This is a genomic window from Chryseobacterium sp. Tr-659, assembly GCF_011752975.1.
Lineage (GTDB): Bacteria > Bacteroidota > Bacteroidia > Flavobacteriales > Weeksellaceae > Chryseobacterium.
Map to the genome: position 1 here is coordinate 376576 of NZ_VWWP01000001.1, position 21351 is coordinate 397926.

A 21351-nucleotide genomic window follows, 5' to 3' on the forward strand; every position below is an offset into this window, starting at 1 on the left:
AAAGTATCATGACAAAAAAAGTCACGCGGGGCGTGACTTTCATATAATACATAATAAGTTTATTATTTAGCTTCGAAGTAAACTCTTCTGTTCGCTCTGTTTTTCCATTCAGGGCATTTAGTTGCTGGTTCACACTCAGGGTATTTAAGGTCTTTTTCACCTTTACCGATTGCGTTTATTTTACCAGATTGAACACCGTTTTTGATCAGATAATTTTTAACGTTGTTCGCTCTTCTTTCAGAAAGTTTTTGGTTATAAGCGTCAGTACCTCTTGTATCAGTAGCTCCAATTACATTATAAGAACCATTTGAGGAGTTGATATAGTTTACTGCGTTATTTAAGATTGGTGTATTCGACGGTAAAATTCTGTCAGAATTTAAGTCAAATTCAATTCCTTCCAGTTTAGTTTCTGTTTCTACTACAGGCCCGGTAGGAGTTAGTGGGCATCCGTTGTTTTCAACAGGTCCCGGAACGGTTACACACTTATCGTAAAGATCAATTACACCATCCAGGTCAGTGTCAAGAGCAACTCCCGCACCATCTACTCTTGCTCCTGCAGGAGTATCAAGTTGTCTGTCCCAATCATCGCAAACCCCATCGTTATCAGCATCACCTTTTTTACATACTTCGATATCCTGGTTTTTATTAGCCAGTACATCCAGTTTGTAATAGATTTCCTGAAGAGGATCATGCCACATTAAGTGAGATTCATGTTTCCCTAACTTTAAAGAAAGACCTAAAGTTGCATTGAAGAAGTTATCAGAAACCTGCTCAGAACGTTTGTTGATTGCGCTGTAAGCATCACCGCCACCGTCAAACTCGTCATCACCAGTTACTACATACATCAATCTACCTTCAATATCGATTCTTCTGCTCACCTTGAATTTCAATCCGGCTCCTGCCTGCATGAACAGAGAACCCAATTGGAAAGGCTTAACCTCAGTCATTAACTGCTGGCCTTTGCTTGTCTTCTGGTAAGCTCTGTAAGCAATAGTACCAATACCGGCATATCCGTGAAGTGCCCATCTGTAAGGGGAGTGGTTATCTACTCTTCTCAACAGATTAGAGAAGTTGATATCTCCTAAAATAGAAAGAGCATCATACTGGGTTCTGCCTGCTACTGCGGTTGCATCCGGAGCGGCATCTTTGGTATTGAACCACCCTTGTCTTGTTTCACCTCTGTCATATTGTAAATTGATCCCAAAAGCATGGGTAATCGCTTTATCAATACTTACATAGGCTGAATATCCAAAAAGGTTTTTACCGTTACCGTTTTTAATAGAGGTTAAATCTGCAGATTGAAGAAGGGGAACACCTGCTCCTACTGAAATAGACCAATCGTTAAATCTTTTGGATTGATTGGTGAATGGGGAAACATTGGCAGACCCTGAAGAAAATGTATTAGGGTACTCTCCTTTTGAAACTGCCGTCGAGTCTTGTGCAAAGCTGGCAGTAGGAATCGCCAAAGCTAATACAGCAATTGCTAAACTTAATTTCATAGTGTTATTTTTTTAAGTTAAGTTATTTTAAATGATTTTTTACGTTAAAAAGTGATTTTTTATTATTTTTTTTCAGAACGAACTGGCTGATTTTTAGCCTGTTTTATACATGTAGCCCTGAAAATGATATAAAGGTATGTAAAAAAATTCGTAGTAGAAAAAAAATAAACCGAAAAGAGCTATTCTTTTCGGTTATAGGTATGATAAGAAATTATTTTTTCTTTTTCTTAGCCTGAATTTTTTTTACCGGTTTTTTTACCGGAGCATCTTCATAGTCTTTCTTTTTGATGGCATCCCATTGAGAACTTTCTATGAATCTTACTGTAACTTTTCTGTCTCTCATTCTTTCAGCATCAGATGCTGATGCAGCAACAGTTGCATCTTCAGAACCAACACCTCTTGATTTCAATACATTTTCATTAACTCCTCTGCTTTCAAGAGCGGCTACTACAGCTGCAGCTCTTTCTTTAGACAGTCTTAGATTATATGCAGCGCTTCCTTTAATATCGGTATGACCTGTTAGCAGATAATTACCTCCATTTTCTTTAATGATTGAAGCGGCAACATCAAGCTTACTGTTAGATTCAGGTCTGATGGTTGCTTTATTAAAGTTGAAATAAATGTCTTTTAATGTTTGTTCTACTTGAACAGCTGTTTTATTATTATCCTTTTTCTCGATTGGACATCCGTTATTTTCAACAGGTCCCGGAACGGTTACACACTTATCGTAAAGGTCTATTACACCGTCCAGATCAACATCAAGAGCAACTCCTGCGCCATCTACTCTTGCTCCTGCAGGAGTATCAAGCTGTCTGTCCCAATCATCGCAAACCCCATCGTTATCAGCATCACCTTTTTTACATACTTCAATATCCTGGTTTTTATTAGCCAGTACATCCAGTTTGTAATAGATTTCCTGAAGAGGATCATGCCACATTACGTGAGATTCATGTTTTCCTAATTTGAAAGAAAGACCTAAAGTTGCGTTGAAGAAGTTGTCGGAAATCTGCTCAGAACGTTTGTTGATTGCGCTGTAAGCATCACCACCACCATCAAACTCGTCATCACCAGTTACTACATACATCAATCTACCTTCAATATCAATTCTTCTGTTAACTTTGAATTTCAATCCGGCTCCTGCCTGCATGAACAGAGAACCTAATTGGAAAGGCTTAACCTCAGTCATTAACTGCTGGCCTTTGCTTGTCTTCTGGTAAGCTCTGTAAGCAATAGTACCAATACCGGCATATCCGTGAAGTGCCCATCTGTAAGGGGAGTGGTTATCTACTCTTCTCAACAGATTAGAGAAGTTGATATCTCCTAAGATAGAGATCGCATCATACTGGGTTCTGCCTGCTACTGCGGTTGCATCCGGAGCGGCATCTTTGGTATTGAACCACCCTTGTCTTGTTTCACCTCTGTCATATTGTAAATTGATCCCGAAAGCATGGGTAATCGCTTTATCAATACTTACATAAGCTGAATATCCGAAAAGGTTTTTACCGTTACCATTCTTAATCGAAGTCAGATCTGCAGATTGAAGAAGGGGAACACCTGCTCCTACTGAAATAGACCAATCGTTAAATCTTTTCGATTGATTGTTGAATGGGGAAACATTAGCAGATCCTGAAGAAAATGTGTTAGGATATTCTCCTTTGGAAGCTGCTGTAGAGTCTTGTGCATAGCTGGCCATGGGAACGGCCATAGCAAATGCAACAATTGCTAAACTTAATTTCATCGTGTATTATTATTTGATTTTTTTTTTGAAAAAAATAATCTTTCAATCTTATTATTTGATCGGGCATCCATTGTTTTCAACAGGTCCAGGAACCGTTACGCACTTATCATAAAGATCAATAACTCCGTCAAGGTCTATGTCCAAAGCAACTCCGGCACCATCTACTCTTGCTCCTGCAGGAGTATCAAGCTGTCTGTCCCAATCATCACACACTCCGTCATTATCTGCGTCTCCTTTTTCGCAAACAACAAGATCGGTAGATGCGTTTTCTAAAACGCTTGTTCTGTAATATGCTTCCTGAAGCGGATCATGCCAGGCCAGGTGAGACATTTGTTTACCCAGTTTGAAAGATACACCTAAACTTACAGTCCACGCATTATCTGATCTTCTAGGATTAAGCATGTTATATTTTGAACCTGGTGTGGAAGGATCATAAGCTCTTGCATCGCCCCAGCCGCCACCATCGAATTCATCATCACCACTGATGATGTACATGGTTCTCGCTTCAACGTCAATAAGTTTTGAAACATTATATTTCAATCCTATACCTCCCTGATAATAGATGGAACTGATACCAAGGTCTTGTTTAATAAACAAAGGTGTTCTTCTTGGATTAGTACTCCATCTGTTTTCATCATTGTCATGCAGCGAAGTTCTGAATCCCTGAAGTCCAAATCCCATGTATCCATGAAATGCCCATCTGTAAGGAGAATGGTTGTCTACTCTTCTGAATAGATTTGTGAAGTTAATGTCTCCTAATAAAGCGAGTTGGTCAAATTGCGTTGTTGCTGTAGCAACGCCAGCTGCTACACCAGCAGCTCCCGGAAGTTGTCCGGTCTGTTTCGTTTCTCCTCTTGTGTAGATCAGGCTTAATGCGAAAGTATGTGAGATTTGCTTATCTATACTTACATAGGCATTATACCCCCAATTGGTTTTATCCTTTCGGATGGATTTAAGATCAGAGTGAACCATAAATGCAGCACCTCCACCAACAGAAATAGACCAGTCTCTAAAGCGTCTGGCTTTGTTGTCAAAGGGTTGTACATTAGCGGAACCTGAGGAGAATGTATTAGGATACTCAGTAGATGAGTTTACTGTAGTGCCGCTGTTCTGTGCGAAAGCAGCAATCGGCAAGGTTGTAGCCAATAATAATAAACCTAATTTCATACAATATGTTTTATGTTTTATATAAAATCTCTTAATAATATTCTGGAAAAATCCCTTTCAAAAAGATGTTTTTTATGAGGGATTTCTAATCTTTCTGATTTAAAATTTAATTCATTATACGTAATGATATCTATATCAATTATCCTGTCGGTATAGCCTCCGGATAGTTTAGAATCATTAATTCTTCCCATTTCAACTTCGATATTCTTAATGCAATCAAGCAGTTGAATTGGTGAAAGATGTGTGAATATTATTGCTGCAATATTACAAAAAATATTGGAACTGGCAAATTCTACGGGATCAGACATTAAAAAATCGCTGGTTTGTGAAATCTGATTTCCAGCATCACTGATCTTCTTTAATGCCAGCTCTACATTTTTTTTTTGCTCTCCTAAGTTACTTCCTAGTAACAAAACGACCTTATGTTGCGACATATTGGAAAATTGATTGATTTATGAGAAGTTTCTTTAAAAATGTTTTGGCAAATATAGTAGCAATAATCATACTTTGCGCTTTATTTTTCATCTTTTTCATTATGATGCTTGTGTTCAGTTCTATGGGGAGTGATAAGTCGGTAGCTGTGAAAAAGAACTCGGTTCTTACGATTAATTTAAAAACAAATATCATCGACAGTCCAACTGAAGAGCAGATGGGATTTTTTGGGATAAACAACCAAAATAAGAGCATCCTTTTATATGATGCATTGGAAGCTATTAACAAGGCTAAGACCGATGATAATATTAAAGGAATAAGCATTGAAACTGATGAAGTGAATGCAGGCCTTACGCAAATTGATGACCTTAGAAATGCGATCGAAGATTTTAAGAAAAGCGGAAAATTTGTATATGCGTATGGAAACGGAGTTTCACAATCTGCTTATTATCTGGGATCTGTAGCAGATCAATATTATCTTCATCCTGCCGGCGGGATAGAGCTGAAGGGGCTGGCTACGGAAGTTACATTCTTTAAAGATTTTGCTAATAAGTATGGTATCGGTATTGAGGTGATCCGTCATGGTAAATTCAAATCAGCGGTAGAACCTTTCTTAAGAAATGATATTTCCCCTGAAAACAAAGAACAGCTGAGTACTTTGCTGAATGATCTTTGGAAAAATACTTCCTATAAAATGGCTGCTTCAAGAAAAATTGATACCGCCCAGTTCAAAACTATTGTGGACAGTTTATACGGTATGATTCCTGAGCAGGGATTAAAATACAAATTAGCAGATAAGCTTATTCAGAAATCGGAATATGAAGATATGATTAAATCAAAATTGAGCTTAAAAGACAAAGATAAGCTGAACAAGATTTCTTTAACCAACTATATCAATTCTTATGCTGGCGAAGATAGTTCAGGTGAGAAGGTAGCTATTCTTTATGCTTCTGGTTCCATCAATAATGGAGATAACTATAATGATATTCATTCTGAAAAATATGTGAAATACATTAAAAAACTACAAGATGACGATAAAGTAAAAGCAGTGGTGTTCAGAATCAATTCTCCTGGAGGTAGTGCTAATGCATCAGATGAAATCTTATTTGAATTACAGCAGTTGAAAAAGAAAAAGCCATTGGTAGTTTCTTTCGGAGACTATGCCGCTTCAGGAGGGTATTATGTTGCGATGGCAGCGGATAAAATATATTCAGAGCCTAACACACTTACAGGTTCCATAGGGGTTTTCGGTGTAATGCCTTATTATAAAGATATTGCCAATAAAAACGGGATCCGGGCAGATGTGGTTAGCACCAATGCAAATTCTATGTATTATTCAGGATTGAATGGTGTGACTCCTTACGGTGTGAATATGATGACAAGAAGTGTAGAAGGTACTTACAAGAGATTTGTACATTTTGTAACACAAAACAGAAAGAAAACTTTTGAACAGATTGATAACGTAGGCGGAGGCAGAGTGTGGAGCGGAGTTCGTGCCAAACAGATCGGTTTAGTGGATGAACTGGGAACACTGAATGATGCCGTAAAATTTGCGGCACAGAAAGCAGGGCTAAAATCTTACCAGGTTGATGCTTTTCCTAAGAAAATGTCACCATTTGAGCAATTCTTCAATGATCTGAATGAAGAGGATGTTTCTGCGAGAATTATCAAAAATAAGATAGGGAAGTCCAACTACGAGATCTTACAACAGATTACAGACAAAAAATTACAGTCTGAGGTAAAAATGGAAATGCCTTATCAGATCAGAATTAATAACTAACTAAATTTATATTGTACACAAAAATCCCGGATCTGAATTTCAGATCCGGGATTTTATTTTTTATCAGCTTTTTATCAGCTTTTCTTTGTTGCCATTCCATAAATCCAGAGGATAATTAAAGCTCCCCCGATGGCGAGAATCCAGCTTCTTGGATTCCAGAAGGAAGTAACGTCTCCCCAATGTAGAATGTAAACTCCTATAGCACCTCCTACAAATGCTCCTAAAATTCCAAGAATGATGGTAATAAGCCATCCTCCTCCCTGATTTCCGGGCATGATCATTTTAGCGATTGCACCTGCAATAAGTCCGAATAAGATCCATGTTATAATTCCCATAGTTGCAAATTTTTTAATTGTTAATATTTAAAAAATGATTTGTTTACTAATATAAGGGAAAACATGATATAAATCATCTTTTCTTGAAGAATGAGTCTACAAATTCCGTACCATTGAAAAGCTGCAGATCCTGCATTTTTTCACCTACACCAATGTATTTCACCGGAATCTGGAATTGATCGGAGATCCCGATTACAACACCTCCTTTTGCGGTTCCGTCCAGTTTTGTTACTGCTAAAGCATTTACTTCTGTAGCTGCTGTGAATTGTTTTGCCTGTTCAAATGCATTCTGTCCCGTAGAACCGTCAAGAACCAGTAAGATCTCATGAGGGGCATCAGGAATTACTTTCTGCATTACTCTTTTAATCTTGGAAAGCTCGTTCATCAGGTTGATTTTGTTATGGAGTCTTCCTGCTGTATCAATAATAACTACATCAGCATCTTGAGCTACGGCGCTTTGTACGGTGTCAAATGCAACAGAGGCAGGATCTGAACCCATTCCCTGTTTTACAATAGGTACATCAACCCTTTCACTCCAGATGGTAAGCTGGTCTACTGCAGCCGCTCTGAAGGTATCAGCCGCTCCTAAAACCACTTTTTTCCCTTCTGATTTGAACTGGTGTGCCAGTTTTCCGATAGTGGTTGTTTTTCCAACTCCATTTACTCCTACAACCATGATGACATATGGCTTTTTAGAAGCATCAATATTTCCTGTACTCGCATGTGGATTTTCAAGCAGTAATCCTGAAATCTCTTCACGAAGAATTTTATCAAGTTCGTTTACCCCTACATATTTGTCTCTGGCAACACGTTCTTCAATTCTTTCTATGATCTTTATGGTGGTAGATGCGCCTACGTCCGATGCAATCAGTATTTCTTCAAGATCATCAAGTACTTCATCATCTACTTTACTTTTACCGACTACGGCTTTCGTCATTTTTTCAAAGAATCCCTGGCTGGATTTTTCCAATCCCTTGTCTAAGGTTTCTTTTTCTTCCTTTTTAAAAATATTTTTAAACCAACTCATAGTTTTAGTTTATTCTTATTTGTTTTTAATCACTGCTGTGGCTTCTACTTCTATAAGTACATCATCTCTGAAAAGCTTGCTTACTTCTACAAGGCTGCTTACGGGAGGATTCTGGAGGTTAACATATTCGTCTCTCACTTTCCTGAAATCCGGAGTTTTGGAAATATCTGTAATGAATATTCCCAGCTTGATAATGTCTTTTCCCGTACCTCCGTACTCTTTCAAAATGCTTTCAATATTTCTGAAAACCTGATGAGCCTGCTCTTCTACATTATTCCCCACAAGACGGCCCTCCGAATCCAAAGGCACCTGTCCGGATAATAAAATCATTTTGGAATTTCCATAATCAATACTTACTGATTGTGATAGTCCTTTTATGTTGAAAACTTTTGGCGAACTTTTATATTCTATCGGATTCATTGTTTTCTGGCTGAATGAAAATAGAAAAGTTACGGTGCAAACCAGAACAAAAATCTTTTTCATATTTTGTTGATTAATAATCTGGTGGACAAAGATAGCAAAAAAACTACCCAAAAGATGAGTGTTTTTTTTAGATTATCTATAAAATGTGAGCTTGTCTTTCATACAAACACTTGTTGTGTAAGGATTGGTGACCTTATTTCTCAGATATCTTTACAGATCTACTTTATCTCCGAGTCTGGCGATATTAAATCCATTGGCCAAAACCTTTTTGCTTTGTTTGCTGTCAGGAATCAACAGTTTATTGGTATGGTTAAAATGAATAAAGTGAATTTTCTTTTTATCCTGAGGAGACAGATCTTTGAACAGTTCCATACTTTCTACAACGAAAGGGTGGGGAATTTCCGAAATATTTCTAAATCCTACTTCTTCTGCATCATAAAATGTAGCATCTAAAAATGCATAATCAACACTTTTGATAAGGGTGGCTATATTATATTTCCATGTACTCCATTTGTCAATATCAGGAATGAAGAGCGCTTTTTTATTAGGCCCCTTAATAATGTATCCTACCGTTTCTGAATATTCATCCCGGTGTGGAACCTGTATAGGGGTTACTTGCAGATGAGTACTGAGCTGTACAGGAACTTCATTCTGCATTTCCTGAATAGCGATATTATGAAGATTTACCAATTGTGACCAGGGGCCGTTATTTTCAAAATACTTTTTAAGTCTTGGCATTGCATAAACCGGGGTATTTTTGGAGTTCATGGCCTCTCTTCCTAAAAACATCAGTCCTGTATAATGACCAATATGAGCATGGGTAATGAAAATTCCGTCCGGTGCTGTTTTTTGTAAGGTAGCCGATTGTTCCTGTAACAATTGGACCTGCTGGGTGAAATCAGGACTTATATCAAAAAGATAGTTTTTCTGCAAATCATAATCTATGACTCCCAGTGAAGTTATTTTCCGATCTTGCTTCGGATGTTTCCAGAGATCTGCACAGCATTCTTTCTTACAGCCCGCTTGTGGTGAACCGGCATCCTGTACATTTCCTAGAACAATAAGACTTACGCCTTTATTTGTACTTTTTGCACTTTCATTATTTTTAATATTCTGATGAAGCGTCTGGCTCAATAATGGGATGGCTATGAGCAGAGTGAGTAATGATTTCATTTGAATGTTTTTTTGAATATAAAAATAACAAAAAAACTACCCAAAATATGAGTAGTTTTTTATATTGTAAATAAAGTATTGATTATTTTTTTAAATAACCATCTACTTCATCAGCATTCATTACTTTTTCTTCGAAAACGTAAGCTCCTGACTTAGAAGACTTAACCATTTTCACCACTTTAGTCATTTTTTTAGACTGACCGCTTTGTAGGGTTGCTACTACTTTCTTTGCCATTGTAAATTATATTTATAAATTACTTGATTTCTTTGTGAAGGGTAGATCTCTTAAGAACAGGATTGTATTTTTTCAATTCCAATCTCTCTGTAGTGTTCTTTTTATTTTTTGTAGAAATGTATCTAGACATTCCTGGCATACCACTTTCTTTGTGCTCTGTACATTCAAGGATTACTTGAACTCTGTTTCCTTTTTTTGCCATGATTTATTAATTCTTTTTAATCAATCCGTTTCTAGTAGCTCTTTCAATAGCTTCCTCGATTCCAATCTTGTTAATCACTCTCAATCCATGAGCTGATACTTTCAGTGTTACGTGCTTATCTTGCTCTGGAAGGTAAAACTTCTTCTCTAATAAGTTAATTTCAAAACGACGCTTCGTTTTGTTATTAGCGTGAGAAACGTTGTTACCAACCATTGCACGCTTTCCTGTTATTTGGCAAATTCTTGACATATCTCGATGTTCTTATTTGTATAATATTTGAGAGTGCAAAATAACGAAGAATTTTTTATATAGACAAATCTTTTGGAAAATATTTGTAAATAAGTAGCTGATTAATAATATTGAATTTTTAAAATAACAGAATCCTTGGGAGATAGCAGATAATCAGTGCTGATATATTTCATATACGGTTTTTTTTAAGCTCAGAATTTATTAATCTATCTTTGTTTTTAATTAATCTAAATAAAAACAAGTATGAAGAGGATTTATATTCTATTGTCTATGCTTCCGGTTGGGATCACGGCGCAAAGCTTTTCTGAAGTACAGACCAGCCTGAATAATTTTTATTATGCTGCAGCCGATATTGCAGATATGGATAATAACGGAACATTGGATATTGTTTTCAATGGTGCCATAGATTCAGACGGAGATGGAAATGTAGATAGTACCTATAATGAAGTATATCAAAATAACGGTACAACATTGTCTCCCTATGCAGGTCTTGGAGGTGATGTGACGCATCTTGGAGATATAAAATTCATGGATTATAATAATGACGGGCTGATGGATGTTATTTCTACCGGTTTAAGTTATATGGATGTTGTAAATTATAAACATTATCGTTTCAAAAATACGGGAGCGGGTTTTGTAAAAGAAGATGAACTTCCGGGAAAAATCTACGGATCATTAGAAGTTTTTGATTTCAATCATGATGGAAAACCGGATTATGCACTTAACGGAACCCAGTATTTTGATGGAGCAGGTTTTAGAAATACATTGGATTATTACCGCAACCTGGGAAATGGTTTTGCCATGACAGAAAACTGGATTGAAGGAACTCAGAACGGAAGCTTTAAAGTTGTAGACTTGAATAACGATCATCTTCTGGATCTTGTGATTATCGGATCTGATATCAATGGAAGCCCTGTATCCAAAGTATATATGAATCAGGCTGGTGTTTTGACTCCCACACAGGATCTTGAGCCGGTAGCAAGCGGGAAAATTGATGTTGCAGATTTTAATGCTGATGGCTTTCAGGATATGGTCGTAATCGGAAGAACTGAAAATGATGATCCGTACTTTGCTGTTTTAATGAACGATGGAACAGGAACTTTGTCTCCACAACATATCATAACAACAAACGATATTTCCGACATGTCTCTGAATATTGGAGACCTGAATAATGATGGATATTATGATTTTATCATTTCCGGAAATGAAAATTATAATGGTGTTGTAAAAACCTATATTTATAATCCTGCCAATCAGAATTTCACTGAAGGTCAATTAACTGGTTTAACTCTTCTGGGAGGTCCCGGACTTGTTCATTTATTTGATTTTAATAATGACCATCATCTGGATGTTCTGTTGGGAGGGTTTGACTGGGCTGCAGCTGATTTTCCTTCTTTAACGAAAGTATTCAAAAATAATTCAACAGCAGCCAACCTAAAACCAACACCACCCACCCAGCTGAATATGACTAAAAATGGAAGCCGTTTTAATTTTACATGGAGTGGTGCTTCGGATGATAAAACACCTGTAAATGCTTTGCGTTATGAAATTACAATAGGAACCACGCAAGGCGCTCAGGATATTGCTAAATATGTAGTCACTACACCTTCATGGTTTTTGGATTTAGATCCGGGAATCCAGAATGTATATTGGAGTGTAAAATCAATTGATGCTTCAAAAGTCTATTCTGAGGCTTCTGCAGAAAATATGTTGGGAACAGCGGAAGTTAAAGGAAAATCTCAACTTGTTATTTATCCGAATCCTGCCTCTGATAAAGTATATATTAAAGGAGAGAAAGTTTCGGAAGCAGAAATGTATTCAATGGATGGGAAAAAGCTGAATATTAGTTTACATGCAGACCAGTCTATTGAAGTTTCCCATCTGCCTAAAGGAGTGTATCTATTAAAACTGAAGATAAAAAACGAAATAACCACAAGAAAACTTACGATTAAATAATTGAATCATTCTATCTTCTATCATGAGAAAAGCCAGACGTCCAGCTGGCTTTTCTTTTTTTATATGGTCCTGTTCCAAAATCTGTATGATCAGCAAAATCAGCCTGTATTCATATTCTTATGGATTCAGCAGCCCACGCAAATTGTGTTTGTTTGTGTGAAATATTCGTGTTTAAAGGCAATTATGCTTTCTTTGTTTTATTCCTGAACCATTCGATCAGAAAATAGAATAATAAAAATCCTAAAGCAAATATTGAAAATCTCGAAAGAAGATCCCCGGCTCTGGTATAGAATGTCATAGTATCATATAAATTCACTTTAGCAAATAATGCTGTCTGATCTCCATAAAAAGTATCAGCAGTTACCTCTCCTCTGGCGTCAATATGAGCAGAAATACCACTATTAGCAGCACGTGCGATTTCCCTTCTGGTTTCAATAGCTCTTAATCTGGCGTAGGATAAAAGCTGCTTATGTCCTTCGGTAACACCCCACCAGGAATCATTGGTCATAATCCCTAAGAAATTAGCTCCTTTTTTTACATAATCGGTAACAAATTCGCCATAAATACTTTCATAGCAAATGATAGGTGCCAGTTTTCCTTTATTATAGGGATTTGAAAAGGCAACTCTTTCTTTATCAGTACCCAGGGAAGCAACCGTTCCGCCCAGATTAAGCATGGCATCCCCTAAAAGCGGTTTTAAAACATTCATGTAAGGGAATATTTCAACCCCCGGAACCAGTTTCCCTTTATGATAAGCCTGTACTTTCTGATTAGGAGCCAGTTGAATGGCTGTATTATAGCTTGTAATCCAGAGCCCCGTATTAATTTCGTAAGCTTCTTTCGGCATGGTAGCCGGATCAAAATAGAAACGATGAGAGGAAATACCGGTAGCAAACACAGATCCGGGATGCTTAGAGAGAAATCCTTTAATATTATTTAAAAGAAAACTTTTTTCAAAGCCTGTTTCAGAGATTGAACCTCTGCCTGGAAGTGCTGTTTCCGGAGCGATATAATAATCAATTTTTCCGGTTGAATTTTTTTCAGCAAGGGTAAGTAAATCCTGCTCTATGGTAAGGCTGTCCTTAGAATATTTTTCCGCATACGGGTCAAGGTCAGGCTGTAGCATCAGTACATTCACCTGCCCGGATGGTTTTTCATTAAAACTATTGTATTTAATTACCGAAATTATCATCGGAACGGCAATTAAAGCGGCTATAATAGAAGAATTTTTAATCAGATCTTTTCTTTTTCTTCCAGCCTCCCATGTTCTTACCGTATAGAAAATAAGAACATTGATCAGAAGGATCCAGAAGCTTCCTCCGGTTGCTCCCAGAGTATCATACCATTGGATCAGTTTCGGATATTCTGAAAATACATTTCCCAGATTCAGCCAGGGCCATGTGAGTTCCCATCCCAGATGAAATTTTTCAAAACTCATCCAGATAGCAATGAAAAATCCAAGTCCCCAATAAGTCCCCTGTGCATTTTTATACCAATGATAACATTGAAAAATGAAAGAATATAAAAGAGAGTTAACCAGTACGGGAAATAAAACGGCCATCAGAGAATGACTTCCGTCAGGGTTCTTAGAGCCATACAGCCATCCTGTAGTTACTATATTCCAGATGACGAAACAGAGGTAAGACAGCCAGAAGATGACGCGCCCCTTTCTTTTGTAGTCTGAAAATTTTGAGATCCCATGTTCCATCATCAGAAGAGGAACCAATGCAAAAAATATAAAAAAAGGAACTCCATAAGTAGGCCAGGAAACCGACAGCAGCATCGCTGAAATAAGTGTAAGCAGAACGTATTTCATTAAATTATTTTAATACACAAATTTAATGTTTTTGAAATGAATATATTAGCACCCGATGTTAAAGAAAATATATAAAATCATTATTGTACCCTATACTTTATTTTTGCTTTACCTGATGTTTCTGGGAATGGGCAGGTTTCAGTATGAGGATAACCTGATCAGGATAGAGCCTGTTTTTTCTACCGTACAGTTTGTGGAGAACAATATTGACTGGAAGTATAGTATGATGATTATTCTTGGAAATATCATCATGTTTATCCCTTTTGGCTTTTCGGGCTGGATATTTTCGAGACTGAAAGATCTTAAGACGCTGCTTTCCGCTTTTATATCAGCAATCGTTATTGTTGAAGCGCTTCAGTATTTTACAAGACTGGGCGTGTTTGAAATAGACGATATCATCCTGAATACTTTTGGGGTGTATTTAGGATGGAAAATGCGTTGTATTATAGAGAAAAAAATTAGTTGTTGAGTTCTTTAGCCCGTTTTTCAGCATTCAGAATTCCCAGTTTTAGAATTTCTTTGAAACTGTTTTCCTCGAATGTTTTTAAAGCGGCTTCGGTTGTTCCTCCTTTGGAAGCAACGTCTTTAATCAGTTCTTCAAGGCTTTTTTCAGAATTGTTGATTAAATGATAGGCTCCCAACATGGTTTGTTTTACAAAAAGCTGGGAAAGATTTTCTTCAATTCCCATTTCAATTCCTGCTTTAATCATTGCATCAATAATGTAGTAGAAATAAGCAGGCCCGCTTCCTGAAAGGGCAGTTACTCCATCCAGAAGTTCTTCATTTTCCAGATAAACTGATCTTCCGGTGCTGTTCAGAAGTCTTTCGATACTGATCAGCTGACTGAAAGAAATACCGTCTGCGGCCGTATATCCTGTAATTCCCATTCCCAGAAGAGTAGGAGAGTTTGGCATTGCTCTTACCACAAGAGGATGTTTCAGTGATTTCTGAATCTTCTCAATGTTAATTCCGGCCATGATGGATAATATCATCTGGCTTTCTTTTAAAGTAAATTGAATATTTTCGGTTACAGTCTGGAAATCCTGAGGTTTTACAGCAATAATAATCAGATCGGCATCAAGATCTCTGACTTCTTCAAAAGTAGAAATTTTTGATTTGGGGAAATCTTCGGCTATTTTGGAGATTTTAGACTGGCTTCTGATAATCAGGTGAAGGTTTTCCGGTTTGATTAATTCATACTTCAAAAATGATTTTGAAAATGAAAGTCCCATATTTCCGGCTCCAAGAATAGCTATTTTCATATTTGTGAGCTTATTAATTGTTTTTCTTCAGATATTTTTTGAAGACTTTGGTGTAGTTGTCGTTAAAGTTAATTACATCTATATTTTTAAAAAGAATTTTATGAGGAGCTGTGAATTTTCCTGCAGGGTCATAGTTCTTAATAATCACTGATTTTTCATTTACTTCTAAAATTTCACCAATTGAAAAAACATTTTTTTATTTTTTTTACTATCAATATTACAGTGAAAATCTTGTTTTTTGATTGATTTAAAAAGAGATTCTCCACTTTCTAAATCTGTTTTGTCAATAATATTCTTATTAAATCGTATAAGTTTTTCATCTAAATAAATAGCCTTAGAAATTTTGTCATATTTATTATGACGTATTCCCCTTACTTTGTTGTAAAGAACAATTTTAGTGCCCACTAAAGCAAAATCATTTGATTCTTCAATCATCAGAAAATGATCAGAAAATTTAACTATAAAACCAAAGATAGCAGAATCGTCATCAAGATATACTTTAACAAAATCAGTGTTCTTGATGTGTTTTTGAATCAGCTTCTTAAATTCTTTTTCATTTAAATCTTTTCCCATTTTTTAATTCTTTTTAGATAATATTCACCTCCCGTTCAAGCTCAATCCCGAATCTTTCTTTCACAGAGTTGATAATTTCAGTAGAAAAATCAAAAATTTCTTTTCCTGTAGCGCTCCCCGTGGCATTAATAATGACCAGCGATTGTAATTTGTGGGAAGCTGCATTTCCAATCTGTTTTCCTTTCCAGCCGCATTGTTCGATCAGCCATCCCGCCGGGACTTTTACCTGATTTCCGTTAGGGTATCCCTGGATGTTTTCAAACTTTTGCTTTAGAGCTTCAAATTGTGCTAAAGGAATGGTTGGATTCTTGAAGAAGCTTCCAGCATTCCCGATCTCTTTAGGATCAGGAAGTTTACTTTGTCTGATGTGAATTACAGCTTTGGAAATATCCTGGATGGTAGGGGTTTCAATTCCCATGTTTTTCAGTTCGGATTGGATAGCGCCGTATTCTGTTTTGATGTGGTGATCTTTTTGGGTAAGTTTGAAAATGACTTCCAAAATAACATATCTGCCCTTTCCTTCCTGTTTGAAAATAGAATCTCTATAACCAAATCTGCATTGTTCAAGATTGAAAGTTTTAAGTTCAAGATCTTGAAGGTCTAATACCTGGCAGCTCTCAAAAATATCTTTGATCTCCGTTCCGTAAGCCCCGATATTCTGCATAGGAGAAGTCCCTACATTTCCGGGAATTAAAGAAAGGTTCTCTAACCCACCGTAGTTTTTCTGTAAGCAGTACATCACGAGCTCATGCCAATTTTCACCTGCTTTTGCCGTGACCAGAACTTCATTTTCGTTGATGCTTTCTTCGGAAATTCCTTTTAAATTAAGCTTGATTGCTATCCCATCAAAATCCTTTGTCAGTAAAATATTACTTCCTCCTCCTAAAAAAAGAAGCGGAAGAGAGTGGTTTTTCGCAAAAAGGATGGCCTCTTTTAATTCTTCAAGGGTACTGACTTCGGCAAAATATTTTGCTTGGGCTTCAACGCCGAATGTGTTATAAGGCTTTAAGGAAAAATGTTCTTGCATGTTTTATCGGTATTCTTTTGGAAGAATGTTGTCTATTTGTTCTTTAAGTTGTTCTAGCTGCTTGTAATGCACAGTGTCTGCAAAGGCATTGACATAGATGTGCGACTTCTTTGGTGTGCGGATCTGAATGGTTTCATCTATACCGTCTACCGACTGCTGGCTCGGAGAGCTTTTAATGTGGTTAAGATCTTCAATTTTTACAGATGAGATAAGCTTTCTCCAGGTATCTGTAGTAATGCCTGATCTCCATTCTTTGTGGGTTTGGTTGGAAGTCATTCCTTTTTCTGCAAAAACGGAATCTTCCGTAATCTTGATAATGTTGTAATGACCGAGTGTTCCGCCAATGTGTGATAAACTGATAAAAGTGATCTCATGCGGATTTTTACGAGTAACTGTTTGTTCCGTTTTTTTGAAATCACAGGAAAAAAATGCCGACAGCAAAAGAATCGAAAACAGTATTTTCAGATGTATATTTTTTGTTGTCGGCATTGTGGTATAATTTATAGGCTAAATTCTTCTCTGTACTTCTTTAAAGCTTCTTTAAGAATTTCAGCACTTCTTTTTAAATCTTCTTCTTTCAGAACGTAAGCAATTCTTACCTGTTTTTTTCCTAATTCAGGATCGCTGTAGAAACCTCCTGCAGGTGCTACCATGATGGTTTCATTATTAAGAGAATATTTTTCAAGCAGCCACTGTGCAAATTTTTCCGTATCGTCTACAGGAAGTTCTGCAACACAGTAAAAAGCTCCTTTAGGTTTAGGACAGATTACTCCGGGAATAGCATTAAGAAGGTCTACCAATATATTTCTTCTGTGAGTATATTCTTCTCTTACAGCTCTGATGTAAGGACCATCATTCTGGTGGGCAGCAGTTGCTGCAATCTGACCCAAAAGGACAGGACTTAATCTTGCCTGAGCAAAAAGCATTGCTGCATTACGGATTTTGTTGGAGCGTGTAACCATACATCCGATTCTTACTCCACACATAGAATAACGCTTGGATTCGGAATCGATAATGATGCAGTTCTCGCTTAGTTCAGGGAAGTCAAGCATTGAGATCTGCTGTTTCCCGTCATATACATATTCTCTGTAAACTTCATCCGAAATGATTACAATATCATATTTCAAAGCGATTTCCGCAAGTTTCTGAAGTTCTTCACGCGTATATAAATATCCTGTAGGGTTACCAGGGTTACAAATGATGATCGCCCTTGTTTTTTCTGTGATTTTTTTCTCAAATTCCTCAACAGGAGGTAAAGCAAAACCGGTATCAATAGTAGAAGGAACCGCTACAACATTCACATCGAATGTGCTGGTGAAACCATTGTAATTAGCATAATAAGGTTCAGGAATGATCACTTCATCACCTTCATCGCATAAAGTAGAGATGGCAAAATTAAGGGCTTCAGAACCCCCATTGGTTACAATGAAATTATCAGGAGTAAGGTCTGAAAAACCTAAAGAATGATAATATTCTGTAAGGGCTTTTCTGTATTCTATATTACCTTCAGAAAGCGCGTATTCCAATACTTTCAGATCGATATTCTTTAAAGCATTTAAAGCTGTTTCCGGAGTTTCAATATCAGGCTGTCCGATATTAAGGTGATATACTTTTATTCCTTTCTGTTTTGCTTGTAATGCAAAGGGAACCAGTTTTCTTACCGGCGATGGCGGCATATGCAGTGCTCTGTTTGAAATATTCGGCATTGTTCAAAAATTTGTATGACAAAAATAAGATTTAATTTCTCAATAATAAAATTAAGGATCAATTAGAAACAGATCATTAGTTTATGAATAGGTTTTTTGAAAAAATAAAATTCATAATAAAAACGATGATATTGAGTATATTTTTAATTAATATTGATTTTTTATTAAAAATAATCTTTTTGTATTGAAATTTTTATTAATTTTCAAAACAAATGTGAATAAAATGACAATAAATTTATTTTCTAGAGCTTTACCTGCTATTGCTCTTTTTTCTGCCACGGCTATGATGGCTCAAAATTTTCAGACTTTACCCATTTCTTCAGGCTATACTGCCGATGTAATTGCTAACGGAATAGGTTCTTCATCTGTTTCTACCAGTAATGATGTAGATGGAGTTTCTTACGCTTTTGTTGCAAGAGATTTTCAGTTAACTTCTACAAGCACACCTATTACCTATGGTTTGCCATCGGATGGTATTATCAATTCTGTTGTTGCAGGAACTCCTGGGCTCAGCTATGTATTGGGAAATCTAAGCGGGAATAATTCATTAAGACTGGCAGCAGCCAATGATAGCGGAACTCTTACTTTTACCGCACCTAAGCGTGCATTTACCCTGTACATGCTTTCTACCAGCGGGAGCGGAACCTCTACAGTGAATGTAACAGTTAATTTTACGGATGGTTCCAGCCAGACATTTTCCGGAATCAGCCTTTCTGACTGGTATGGAGGGGTCAATTTTGCAATACAGGGAATAGGAAGAATTAAAAGAACTTCAGATGCGCTGGAATCCAGTACTACAGATCCAAGACTTTATCAGAATGCATTAACAATAGATACGGCAAACCAGACCAAACCCATACAGAGTGTAACCGTAACCAAAGCCAGCGGTTCAGGTATACCTAATATTTTTGCTTTTTCTGCAGATGTATATTCAGATTGTGCTCCTCCTGTTTTACAGGCCGTTTCAGGTATTACTGCCAACTCCGCTGCAGTTTCATGGAGCACTCCTACGAATGCTGTAAGCTACGATGTATATCACAGCACTTCTAGTACAATACCTGCCAATACAGTAACACCTACCTATCCGGGAGTGACAGGTACAGGGACTACGATAGGAAATCTTAATTCAAATACAACCTATTATTATTGGGTAAGAACGAACTGTAGTTCTGCAACGAGCCAAAGTGTATGGTCTTTTGGAGGCACATTTAAAACGGCTTGTTCTACTTTTACTACTCCTTATACGGAAAACTTTGACACTACAAGTGCGGGTTCTTCAACAAATACAAATGCTCCCAGCTGTTGGGCATATCTGGAAAGTGCATCATTTGCAGGCTACGGATATGTAATTGCATCAAATGGGTATTCAGCACCTAATTCTTATTATCTTAACAATTCAACGGCCACTACAGGCAGCCAGATGTTGGTTGCTCCTCCCACTATAAATCTTTCAGATGGAACTAAGCGCGTGAGATTTTATGCTAAAGGAGGATCAAGTAATTATACATTATTAGTGGGTACTTTATCGAATCCTGCAGATCCGGCTTCTTTTACACAGATCGGATCTCCTATTACCTTAACGACTAACCATGCACAATACACTGTGAATATCCCTGCGGGTACTGATCTTCAATTAGCATTTAAACATGGTTTGGGAGGTTCAAGCCGCTCTATTTATATTGATAATATTACCGTTCAGGATATTCCTTCCTGTCTTGAGCCTACTGCAGTTGTCTCATCAAATGTTACCATGAATGCTGCAACAATTGGTTGGACGGCACCTGCTTCTGTCCCTGCAAATGGGTATGAAGTATATTACAGCACAAACAGTACGGCTCCTGATGCATCTACTGTTTTAAACGCTGCAAATTCTGTAACTTCTTCTACAACTTCAGCACCTTTAAGCACTTTGTCTTCTGATTCAAATTACTATGTGTGGGTGAGATCTGTATGCAGCGCGTCAGATAAGAGTATCTGGAGTGAGCTTGCCACATTCAGAACAGGGTATTGTCTGCCTTCATCTACAGCCCAGAATTCATGGCTTTCTTCCTTCAGTTCCACGGGAGCGCTTATAGATATGGCATATACATCCGGTTCGAGCGTAACGGGAGGATATCAAAACTTAATAGCTACTAATAACAGGATAACAAATGCTCCGGGAGTTAACACTCCGATATCTTTCACAGCCGGAGGGCCTACATGTGGTATTGCGGTTTGGGTAGACTGGAATAATAATTTGACGTTTGAGGCTTCGGAAAGAATGTTTGCCACTTCAACTTATATAACAACTACTACAGGCTCTATTACAGCACCTGCAGGAACTCCTGTTGGAAATTATAGAATGAGGGTTGTGACTGATTATAACAGTACAGCACCGTCTAGCCCTTGTGGTGCTATTTCTCGAGGAGAATTTATTGATTTTATATTTGAAGTAGCCACGTCTTTATCAACTTCTGAGACAGAGGTGAAGAAAAAAGAGGTGAATGTATATCCTAATCCATTCAAAGATGTTCTGCATATTGCGGATACGAAAGATATAAAATCTGTAATCATTACTGATGTAGCAGGAAGAGTGGTGAAAGTTATTGATAGTCCTGCAAAAGAACTTCAGCTAAGTGAATTGAATGCCGGCCTGTATTTAGTGACAATGAATTTCAAAGATGGTTCAAAATCTACCGTAAAAGCAATTAAAAAATAAAAATTTTGAGTTAATAATTTCCTGAGGTGGCTATATTTTGTATAGCTGCCTTT

Annotated in this window: 21 protein-coding genes; 4 read left to right on the forward strand and 17 right to left on the reverse strand. The window is 37.1% G+C overall.

Annotated elements, in window-relative coordinates:
* Nucleotides 1-62: 62 nt before the first annotated feature.
* The 4 genes from F3J23_RS01600 to folK form a co-directional block, all read right to left on the reverse strand.
* Complete coding sequence (locus tag F3J23_RS01600) at nucleotides 63-1499, reverse strand: OmpA family protein (protein ID WP_167023095.1); 1437 nt, start codon at nucleotides 1497-1499, stop codon at nucleotides 63-65.
* Nucleotides 1500-1710: 211 nt separating this feature from the next.
* Complete coding sequence (locus F3J23_RS01605; protein ID WP_167023098.1) at nucleotides 1711-3237, reverse strand: OmpA family protein; 1527 nt, start codon at nucleotides 3235-3237, stop codon at nucleotides 1711-1713.
* A gap of 51 nt (nucleotides 3238-3288) precedes the next feature.
* The gene (locus F3J23_RS01610; RefSeq protein ID WP_167023101.1) at nucleotides 3289-4404 is read right to left on the reverse strand and encodes an OmpA family protein; all 1116 of its coding nucleotides are present in this window, start codon (nucleotides 4402-4404) and stop codon (nucleotides 3289-3291) included.
* Between the two features lie 17 nt (nucleotides 4405-4421).
* Entirely contained in the window at nucleotides 4422-4838 is a 417-nt protein-coding gene (gene folK / locus F3J23_RS01615; protein ID WP_167023104.1) for a 2-amino-4-hydroxy-6-hydroxymethyldihydropteridine diphosphokinase, read from the reverse strand.
* Nucleotides 4839-4858: 20 nt separating this feature from the next.
* Between folK and sppA the strand changes: the two genes are divergently transcribed.
* Entirely contained in the window at nucleotides 4859-6616 is a 1758-nt protein-coding gene (sppA, locus tag F3J23_RS01620; protein ID WP_167023107.1) for a signal peptide peptidase SppA, read from the forward strand.
* A 74-nt stretch (nucleotides 6617-6690) separates the two neighbouring features.
* On the opposite strand, the gene F3J23_RS01625 is transcribed toward sppA, so the two are convergent.
* The 7 genes from F3J23_RS01625 to rpmB all read right to left on the reverse strand — a co-directional run bounded on the left by F3J23_RS01625 (nucleotide 6691) and on the right by rpmB (nucleotide 10260).
* Nucleotides 6691-6951 (reverse strand): GlsB/YeaQ/YmgE family stress response membrane protein, encoded by a 261-nt coding sequence (locus F3J23_RS01625; protein ID WP_167023110.1) that lies wholly within the window; start codon nucleotides 6949-6951, stop codon nucleotides 6691-6693.
* A 73-nt stretch (nucleotides 6952-7024) separates the two neighbouring features.
* Nucleotides 7025-7978, reverse strand: a complete 954-nt coding sequence (gene ftsY / locus F3J23_RS01630) for a signal recognition particle-docking protein FtsY (protein WP_167023113.1) — start codon at nucleotides 7976-7978, stop codon at nucleotides 7025-7027.
* Between the two features lie 15 nt (nucleotides 7979-7993).
* The gene (locus F3J23_RS01635) at nucleotides 7994-8461 is read right to left on the reverse strand and encodes a RidA family protein (protein WP_167023116.1); all 468 of its coding nucleotides are present in this window, start codon (nucleotides 8459-8461) and stop codon (nucleotides 7994-7996) included.
* Between the two features lie 150 nt (nucleotides 8462-8611).
* Nucleotides 8612-9574 carry an MBL fold metallo-hydrolase gene (locus tag F3J23_RS01640; protein WP_167023119.1) on the reverse strand — a complete coding sequence of 321 codons (963 nt, stop codon included), beginning with the start codon at nucleotides 9572-9574 and terminating at the stop codon, nucleotides 8612-8614.
* An 82-nt stretch (nucleotides 9575-9656) separates the two neighbouring features.
* Nucleotides 9657-9809: a DUF4295 domain-containing protein gene (locus tag F3J23_RS01645; RefSeq protein WP_002976755.1), complete on the reverse strand. Its 153-nt coding sequence runs from the start codon at nucleotides 9807-9809 to the stop codon at nucleotides 9657-9659.
* A gap of 19 nt (nucleotides 9810-9828) precedes the next feature.
* Entirely contained in the window at nucleotides 9829-10011 is a 183-nt protein-coding gene (rpmG, locus tag F3J23_RS01650) for a 50S ribosomal protein L33 (RefSeq protein ID WP_027373683.1), read from the reverse strand.
* A gap of 6 nt (nucleotides 10012-10017) precedes the next feature.
* A complete protein-coding gene (gene rpmB / locus F3J23_RS01655) occupies nucleotides 10018-10260 on the reverse strand; it encodes a 50S ribosomal protein L28 (protein WP_002976757.1) in 243 nt (80 codons plus the stop codon).
* Between the two features lie 243 nt (nucleotides 10261-10503).
* Between rpmB and F3J23_RS01660 the strand changes: the two genes are divergently transcribed.
* Complete coding sequence (locus F3J23_RS01660; protein ID WP_228455246.1) at nucleotides 10504-12216, forward strand: T9SS type A sorting domain-containing protein; 1713 nt, start codon at nucleotides 10504-10506, stop codon at nucleotides 12214-12216.
* A 181-nt stretch (nucleotides 12217-12397) separates the two neighbouring features.
* On the opposite strand, the gene lnt is transcribed toward F3J23_RS01660, so the two are convergent.
* The gene (lnt, locus tag F3J23_RS01665; RefSeq protein WP_167023122.1) at nucleotides 12398-14032 is read right to left on the reverse strand and encodes an apolipoprotein N-acyltransferase; all 1635 of its coding nucleotides are present in this window, start codon (nucleotides 14030-14032) and stop codon (nucleotides 12398-12400) included.
* 55 nt (nucleotides 14033-14087) lie between these two features.
* Here lnt and F3J23_RS01670 point away from each other — a divergent pair, with 55 nt between their 5' ends.
* On the forward strand, nucleotides 14088-14501 hold the full coding sequence (locus F3J23_RS01670; RefSeq protein WP_167023125.1) for a VanZ family protein: 414 nt from the start codon (nucleotides 14088-14090) through the stop codon (nucleotides 14499-14501).
* On the opposite strand, the gene proC is transcribed toward F3J23_RS01670, so the two are convergent.
* From proC to F3J23_RS01695, 5 genes are all read right to left on the reverse strand, one after another.
* Complete coding sequence (proC, locus tag F3J23_RS01675; RefSeq protein ID WP_167023128.1) at nucleotides 14491-15294, reverse strand: pyrroline-5-carboxylate reductase; 804 nt, start codon at nucleotides 15292-15294, stop codon at nucleotides 14491-14493. The two genes, F3J23_RS01670 and proC, sit on opposite strands and share 11 nt — an antisense overlap.
* Before the next feature lie 165 nt (nucleotides 15295-15459).
* Nucleotides 15460-15867, reverse strand: a complete 408-nt coding sequence (locus tag F3J23_RS01680) for a hypothetical protein (RefSeq protein ID WP_167023131.1) — start codon at nucleotides 15865-15867, stop codon at nucleotides 15460-15462.
* A 13-nt stretch (nucleotides 15868-15880) separates the two neighbouring features.
* The gene (gene murB / locus F3J23_RS01685) at nucleotides 15881-16894 is read right to left on the reverse strand and encodes a UDP-N-acetylmuramate dehydrogenase (RefSeq protein ID WP_167023134.1); all 1014 of its coding nucleotides are present in this window, start codon (nucleotides 16892-16894) and stop codon (nucleotides 15881-15883) included.
* A 3-nt stretch (nucleotides 16895-16897) separates the two neighbouring features.
* Nucleotides 16898-17383: a hypothetical protein gene (locus F3J23_RS01690; RefSeq protein ID WP_167023137.1), complete on the reverse strand. Its 486-nt coding sequence runs from the start codon at nucleotides 17381-17383 to the stop codon at nucleotides 16898-16900.
* 11 nt (nucleotides 17384-17394) lie between these two features.
* Nucleotides 17395-18600: a pyridoxal phosphate-dependent aminotransferase gene (locus F3J23_RS01695; protein ID WP_167023140.1), complete on the reverse strand. Its 1206-nt coding sequence runs from the start codon at nucleotides 18598-18600 to the stop codon at nucleotides 17395-17397.
* Between the two features lie 223 nt (nucleotides 18601-18823).
* On the opposite strand from F3J23_RS01695, the gene F3J23_RS01700 reads away from it, so the two are divergent.
* The gene (locus F3J23_RS01700) at nucleotides 18824-21298 is read left to right on the forward strand and encodes a GEVED domain-containing protein (protein ID WP_167023143.1); all 2475 of its coding nucleotides are present in this window, start codon (nucleotides 18824-18826) and stop codon (nucleotides 21296-21298) included.
* The last annotated feature ends 53 nt before the right edge of the window (nucleotides 21299-21351 follow it).

Bases quoted from the DNA above. Each gene is read 5' to 3' on its own strand.
- F3J23_RS01680 (WP_167023131.1), bottom strand. From the start codon at position 15,867: ATGGGAAAAGATTTAAATGAAAAAGAATTTAAGAAGCTGATTCAAAAA.
- murB (WP_167023134.1), bottom strand. From the start codon at position 16,894: ATGCAAGAACATTTTTCCTTAAAGCCTTATAACACATTCGGCGTTGAA.
- F3J23_RS01635 (WP_167023116.1), bottom strand. From the start codon at position 8,461: ATGAAAAAGATTTTTGTTCTGGTTTGCACCGTAACTTTTCTATTTTCA.
- F3J23_RS01695 (WP_167023140.1), bottom strand. From the start codon at position 18,600: ATGCCGAATATTTCAAACAGAGCACTGCATATGCCGCCATCGCCGGTA.
- lnt (WP_167023122.1), bottom strand. From the start codon at position 14,032: ATGAAATACGTTCTGCTTACACTTATTTCAGCGATGCTGCTGTCGGTT.
- ftsY (WP_167023113.1), bottom strand. From the start codon at position 7,978: ATGAGTTGGTTTAAAAATATTTTTAAAAAGGAAGAAAAAGAAACCTTA.
- F3J23_RS01605 (WP_167023098.1), bottom strand. From the start codon at position 3,237: ATGAAATTAAGTTTAGCAATTGTTGCATTTGCTATGGCCGTTCCCATG.
- F3J23_RS01640 (WP_167023119.1), bottom strand. From the start codon at position 9,574: ATGAAATCATTACTCACTCTGCTCATAGCCATCCCATTATTGAGCCAG.
- folK (WP_167023104.1), bottom strand. From the start codon at position 4,838: ATGTCGCAACATAAGGTCGTTTTGTTACTAGGAAGTAACTTAGGAGAG.
- proC (WP_167023128.1), bottom strand. From the start codon at position 15,294: ATGAAAATAGCTATTCTTGGAGCCGGAAATATGGGACTTTCATTTTCA.
- F3J23_RS01645 (WP_002976755.1), bottom strand. From the start codon at position 9,809: ATGGCAAAGAAAGTAGTAGCAACCCTACAAAGCGGTCAGTCTAAAAAA.
- F3J23_RS01600 (WP_167023095.1), bottom strand. From the start codon at position 1,499: ATGAAATTAAGTTTAGCAATTGCTGTATTAGCTTTGGCGATTCCTACT.
- F3J23_RS01625 (WP_167023110.1), bottom strand. From the start codon at position 6,951: ATGGGAATTATAACATGGATCTTATTCGGACTTATTGCAGGTGCAATC.
- F3J23_RS01660 (WP_228455246.1), top strand. From the start codon at position 10,504: ATGAAGAGGATTTATATTCTATTGTCTATGCTTCCGGTTGGGATCACG.
- F3J23_RS01700 (WP_167023143.1), top strand. From the start codon at position 18,824: ATGACAATAAATTTATTTTCTAGAGCTTTACCTGCTATTGCTCTTTTT.
- F3J23_RS01610 (WP_167023101.1), bottom strand. From the start codon at position 4,404: ATGAAATTAGGTTTATTATTATTGGCTACAACCTTGCCGATTGCTGCT.
- rpmG (WP_027373683.1), bottom strand. From the start codon at position 10,011: ATGGCAAAAAAAGGAAACAGAGTTCAAGTAATCCTTGAATGTACAGAG.
- F3J23_RS01690 (WP_167023137.1), bottom strand. From the start codon at position 17,383: ATGCCGACAACAAAAAATATACATCTGAAAATACTGTTTTCGATTCTT.
- rpmB (WP_002976757.1), bottom strand. From the start codon at position 10,260: ATGTCAAGAATTTGCCAAATAACAGGAAAGCGTGCAATGGTTGGTAAC.
- sppA (WP_167023107.1), top strand. From the start codon at position 4,859: ATGAGAAGTTTCTTTAAAAATGTTTTGGCAAATATAGTAGCAATAATC.
- F3J23_RS01670 (WP_167023125.1), top strand. From the start codon at position 14,088: ATGTTAAAGAAAATATATAAAATCATTATTGTACCCTATACTTTATTT.